We start from the raw sequence: 5131 nt of genomic DNA, 5'->3' as shown, positions 1-5131 counted from the left end.
TGTCAGCGAGCCCCTCGGGTGGTCAGCGCCCGCGGCGCAGGTTCCACAGCAGCAACGCGATCGCGGCCACACCGGCCGCGACCAGCGCGGGGTGTTGCCGGACCTGGCGGACACCCTGGTCGACGCGCTGCCTCACCGGCTCGGGCAGCGCCTCGACCGCCTCGATGACGGTCACGCCGACCTTCGTGGCCACGAACCCGGCCTTCTCGCCGGCCTCGCCCGTGATGCCGGCCGCCTTCTCGCCCACCTGCCCGGCGACCGCACCGGCCTTCTCGCCCACCCGCCCGGCGACCTCGCCGGCCTTCTGACCCGCCTGCGCGGCGGCCGCACCGGCCTTCTGGCCCACCTCGGTCGCCTTCTCGCCCAGCTGGGCGGTCACGGCGGTGGCCTTCTCGCGGGCCGCCCCGGCCTGCTCCGCCGGTGCCTTTCCGGCCTGCTCCGCCGACGCGTTACCGGTCTGCACCGCCGGCACCTTCTCAGCCTGCTCCACCGGTGCCTTCTCGCTCTGCGTGCCCGCCTGCTGCGTCGTGTCCGCTTCCTCGCGCTCCGCGGTCCTCACCCGCTTGGGCCCGTTCGCCCTGCCGGTCCGGGACAGCGCGGTTCCGGCGGGTTCGCGCTGTGCTCGCGCGCTCTCGGCGTGCGGCTGTTCCGCTCCGGCGGGAACGTTCTGGTCACTCATCGGCATGCCCTTCACAGCTGGTGGCTTCTCCCCCATCGACTTCACTTACCACTACCCAGGAACTCGGTGGTGTACGCACGCTTTTCGCGGAAACCCCGCCGTGCATGGCGCACGCACCTGAAGCCCCCACCGCTCTGCCCAAGCGATCCTGGTGGGCCGTCCTGAAACGCACGGCGAAGGAGTTCAACAACGACAACCTCACCGACTGGGCCGCCGCACTGACCTACTACGCCGTGCTGTCGCTGTTCCCGGGCATCCTGCTGCTCGTCTCGCTCCTGGGCCTGCTCGGGCCGAGCGCGACGCAGACCATCGTGGACAGTCTCGACGTGCTCGGCCCCGGCGAAGCCAAGGACTTCATCGCCGGCGGGATCGAGAACCTGCAGAAGTCCCAGGCCAGCGGTCTGCTGGCCATCGTCGGTCTCGCCACCGCGCTGTGGTCGGCTTCGGGGTACGTGGGCGCGTTCATGCGCGCCGCGAACTCGATCTACGACATCGAGGAGGGCCGTCCGTTCTGGAAGGTCATCCCGCTGCGACTGGCGCTGACCGTCGGTGTGGTCGTGCTGCTGGCGCTCACGGCCCTGGGCGTGACGCTCACCGGCGGTGTCGCCGAGTGGCTCGGCAGGGTGCTGGGCCTCGGGTCGACGTTCGTCACGGTGTGGGACATCGCCAAGTGGCCCGTGCTGTTCATCCTGGCCAGCGCCGCGATCGGCCTGCTGTTCTGGGCCTCGCCCAACGTGCGGCAGCCGAGCTTCCTGTGGATCACGCCCGGCGGTTTCCTCACCGTGGTGGTGTGGGTCGTCGCGTCGCTGGGGTTCGCCTTCTACGTGGCGAACTTCGGCTCCTACAACAAGACCTACGGCTCGCTGGCCGGTGTGATCATCTTCCTGGTCTGGCTGTGGATCTCGAACCTCGTGCTGTTGCTGGGCGCCGAGCTGGACGCGGAGCTGGAACGCGGCCGGCGCATGGAAGCCGGCGAGTCGGACGGCGAGGACCCGGTCGCCCCGCCCCGTGACACCAAGGCGATGGACTGACGGGCTCAGCGAGCGGGCAGGGCCGCGGCGACGGCGCCGGCCAGGTCAGCGCGGACCGGCAGCAGCTCGTCGACCTGCGTGATCCGCAACGGCCGCAGCACCGCGGCCTGCCCGGCGGCCACGGCGAACCCGACGCCCTGGCCGCGTGCCGCCTGCCAGGCGTCGAGCAGCAGCGTGATGCCGGCCGAGCCGAAGAACGTCACCTCCGACAGCTGCACGACCAGCGCGCGTTCGGCCCGCCCGGCTTCCGCTTCGACCACGGGCCACAGCTCACCGGTCGTGCAGGTGTCGATCTCGCCGCCGAGCTGCACCACTCCCACACCGGTCACGGGTCCGTTGTGCACGGAGACCATGCAGTGCGGACCGACCTGCACGTGCACCAGTGATCCCGGTGTCGCCGACGGTTCCGGCACGTCCGTCGTGCGCCGGAGGTCGCCTGGCGTTCGTGGCACGGGTAACAGCAGGTCGGACGAGTGCGTCGGCCCGCTACCGGGGTGCTGTCCCGTGCCTCTTCGGACACGACGCTCCAGGTAGAGACCACCCGCTATGTCGAGGGCACCCAGGACGATGAGCCACTGCACACCGTCGTGCGCGGCCAGTGCGAAGTTGACTGCGGCCAAGGCGAGAAACACCGCGGCGAGCGCTCGCAGCACCCCAGACCGGCTCCCGATTCCGGTACTCATGACCTGCCTATCGGACCGCGGCCGGAATGCGTTAACCGGTCTCGGTGTCCGGCCAGGTCAGGGGCTCTGTCGCGGTTCGGCGATCCCGGAACACGAAGAATCTTCAGGCGGCATCACAGGTTTGCCCGATGTCCCGGTCGCGGTCCACCACGGAAGCAGGACCTCGCTCCACTCGGACACCGTTCCCGGAAGTCTGTGTCCACTCAGGACAACTCCACCCTTCACGGACGCGACTTTCAGTCCACTGTGGATGACGCCCGGGCCGGCACGGTCATCGCCTGCAGCCGCGCCTTGAGCTGGTCGGCCTCCGGCACCTCGATCTCGGCGTAGATCGCGGCCGCCTCCCGCCACAGCGCTGCCGCAGCGCCCGGTTCACCCGCCTTGCACCGCAGGTGCCCGAGGCCGTCGAGCGCACGGGCCTGTTCGTACCGGTCGCCGATCGCCGTGGCCAGTGCGAGCGCCGCCTCGTGGTGCTGGTGCGCCTGGTCGAAGCGGCGCAGGGCGGTCGCGGCGGCGGCGATGCCGTTGAGGGCCTGCGCCTCCTGGAACCGTTCGCCGAGGCGCTGGTCGAGGGTCAGGGCCTGGCGGAACGACTGCAGCGCCTGGGCGGGCAGGCCCGTGCGCAGCAGCAGGTCTCCCTGGTAGCCGAGCACGGCGGCTTCGCTGGCGAGGTCACCGGAGGCGTTGTGCAGGGCCAGGGCGCGTTCGACGTGGCGGCCCGCCACCCAGTGGTTGCCGAGCCGGGTGTGCAGGACGGCGAGGTTGCCGGAGACGTAACCCTGGCCTTGGTGGTCGCCCAGCTCCCGGCACAGGCGGGCGGCCTGGCGCAACGAACGGGCCGACTCGCGGTAGCGGCCCAGGACGGCGTACGCGAAGCCCAGGTTGCTGTGCTCGACGCTCTCCATCATCCGGTCGCCGTGGCGCTGTGCCAGTTCCAGCGCGCGCCGGTGGCAGTCGACCGCCTCCCGGTAGCGACCGACTCGCAGGTGCACGAAAGCGAGGTTGGCCAGCACCAGGGTCTCGCTCGCGAGGTCGCCGGTCCCGCGGGCGATGCGCAGGGCCAGCTCGTAGCTCTCCACCGCTTCGGCGTGCCGGCCGAGGCGGCCGTACGCACCGGCCAGGTTGTTGACGGTCCTCGCCTCGCCGGTGCGGTCGCCGGTCTGCCTGCGCAACACCAGCGCGGCCTCCAGGTGCTCGATCGCCTCGGCGTAGCGGCCCAGGTGGTGGAGCACACCGCCGAGGTTGTTCAGCGCGGCACCGATGCGGACGGGGTCGCCGAGACCGCGGGCCGCCTGCAGCGCGTGCCGGTGGGCGGTGCGGGCCTCGGCGAGATGACGTCCCTGGTCCAGGTAGGAGCGCAACGCCTGGGCCAGCGCGCAGGCCTGGGCGGGCCAGCCGTGCCGGGCGCAGTGCACGACGACGGCGACCAGGGTCGCGCGTTCGGTGTTGAGCCAGCGTGCGGCGAGAGCCGGGTCGTGCAGCGGTGGGGTCCGGAACACGGCCGGACGGGGCGAATCGCCGTGCCCCAACGACAGCGCGGTCTCGGCAACCGTCGTGGCGTGCACGTAGTAGTCGAAAAGTCCGGTCAGCGCGGTCTGCACGGCGTCGGGGGCCGATAGACGCCTGCCATACGCGCGCAACAGGTCGTGGATGCGGAAGCGGTCCACGCCGTCGCGCTGCACCAGGTGGGCACGGCAGAGCACGCCGATCAGCCGACCGGCCTCGGCGGGGGTGGTGTCCAGCAGGGCGGCGGCCGCGTGCTTGTCGAAGACGGCGCCCGGATGCCAGGTGAGAAGACCGAAAGCCGTTGCCGCCGATGGCGGCAGCACGCGGTAGGACCAGTCGAAGACCGCCACCACGGCGGTGCCGGGATCGCCGCCCGCGTCCAGCTCGTCCAGGCCGCGGCCGCGGTCGGCCAGCGTGACGGCGAGCTCGGTCAGCGGGGTGCCGGACTGCGCGGCGAGCTCGGCGACGATGCGCAACGCCAACGGCAGTCCCGCGCACCGTTCCACCACTGCGGCGGCGCCCTCCCGGTCGCCGATCAGCCGGCCGAGCAGGGCCTGTGCCTGCTCCGGTGGCAGCGGGTCCAGCCGCACGCGGTGCGCGCCGTCCCGCGCGACCAGTCCGGCCAGGTCGTCGCGGCTGGTCACCACGGCGAGGCAGCCCGCGGTGCCCGGCAGCAGCGGCCGCACCTGGTCGGAGGCACGCGCGTTGTCCAGCACCACCAGCATGCGGCGGTCCGCGAGCAACGTCCGGTACCGGCCGGACAGCTCCGCGATCTCGTACCCGACGTCGGTGGCGCGGTCGCCGAGGACCCGCAGGAACCCGGCCAGCACCTGCTCCGGCGGCACCGGCTCCTCCGGGCCGTACCCGCGCAGGTCGACGTACAGGCACCCGTCGGGGAACCGGCCGCGCGCGCCGTGCGCCCAGTGCACCGCGAGCGCCGTCTTGCCGACACCGGCCGTTCCGACGACCGCGGCGACCGCGCCGGTGAAGTGGTCCAGCCCGCGGAGCTCGTCGTGCCTGCCGACGAACGGGTCCGCGTCCGGGGGCAGCTGCCACGGCACGGGTGTGCCCCGCGACAGCACCGCGGCGGCGCGGGCGGGACCCGCCAACCGGGGGTCGTCGCGCAGGATCCGCTGGTACAGCTGCTTGATCTCGGGACTCGGGCCGGCGCCCAGCTCCGCGTCGAGCACGCGCCGCAACCGGTCGTACGCCCGCATCGCCTCCCCCGGCCG

At 72.4% G+C, this 5131-nt stretch carries 4 protein-coding genes; 1 reads left to right on the top strand and 3 read right to left on the bottom strand.

Features of this window, described 5'->3' with window-relative positions; all coding sequences use genetic code 11:
- Positions 1–22: 22 nt before the first annotated feature.
- The gene (locus VF330_RS22300) at positions 23–679 is read right to left on the bottom strand and encodes a hypothetical protein (RefSeq protein ID WP_330853585.1); all 657 of its coding nucleotides are present in this window, start codon (positions 677–679) and stop codon (positions 23–25) included.
- A gap of 104 nt (positions 680–783) precedes the next feature.
- Here VF330_RS22300 and VF330_RS22295 point away from each other — a divergent pair, with 104 nt between their 5' ends.
- On the top strand, positions 784–1710 hold the full coding sequence (locus tag VF330_RS22295) for a YihY/virulence factor BrkB family protein (RefSeq protein WP_330853584.1): 927 nt from the start codon (positions 784–786) through the stop codon (positions 1708–1710).
- Between the two features lie 5 nt (positions 1711–1715).
- Here the strand turns inward: VF330_RS22295 and VF330_RS22290 are convergent, their stop codons facing one another.
- Both VF330_RS22290 and VF330_RS22285 read right to left on the bottom strand, forming a co-directional pair.
- On the bottom strand, positions 1716–2330 hold the full coding sequence (locus VF330_RS22290; RefSeq protein WP_330853583.1) for an STAS domain-containing protein: 615 nt from the start codon (positions 2328–2330) through the stop codon (positions 1716–1718).
- Positions 2331–2629: 299 nt separating this feature from the next.
- On the bottom strand, positions 2630–5131 hold a 2502-nt coding region (locus VF330_RS22285), incomplete at its 5' end, for an ATP-binding protein (protein ID WP_330853582.1).

The organism is Lentzea sp., from assembly GCF_036380075.1.
Classification (GTDB): Bacteria; Actinomycetota; Actinomycetes; order Mycobacteriales; family Pseudonocardiaceae; genus Lentzea.
Note: the sequence above shows the minus strand (reverse complement) of the source record. Positions and strands in the feature narration are given on the sequence as shown.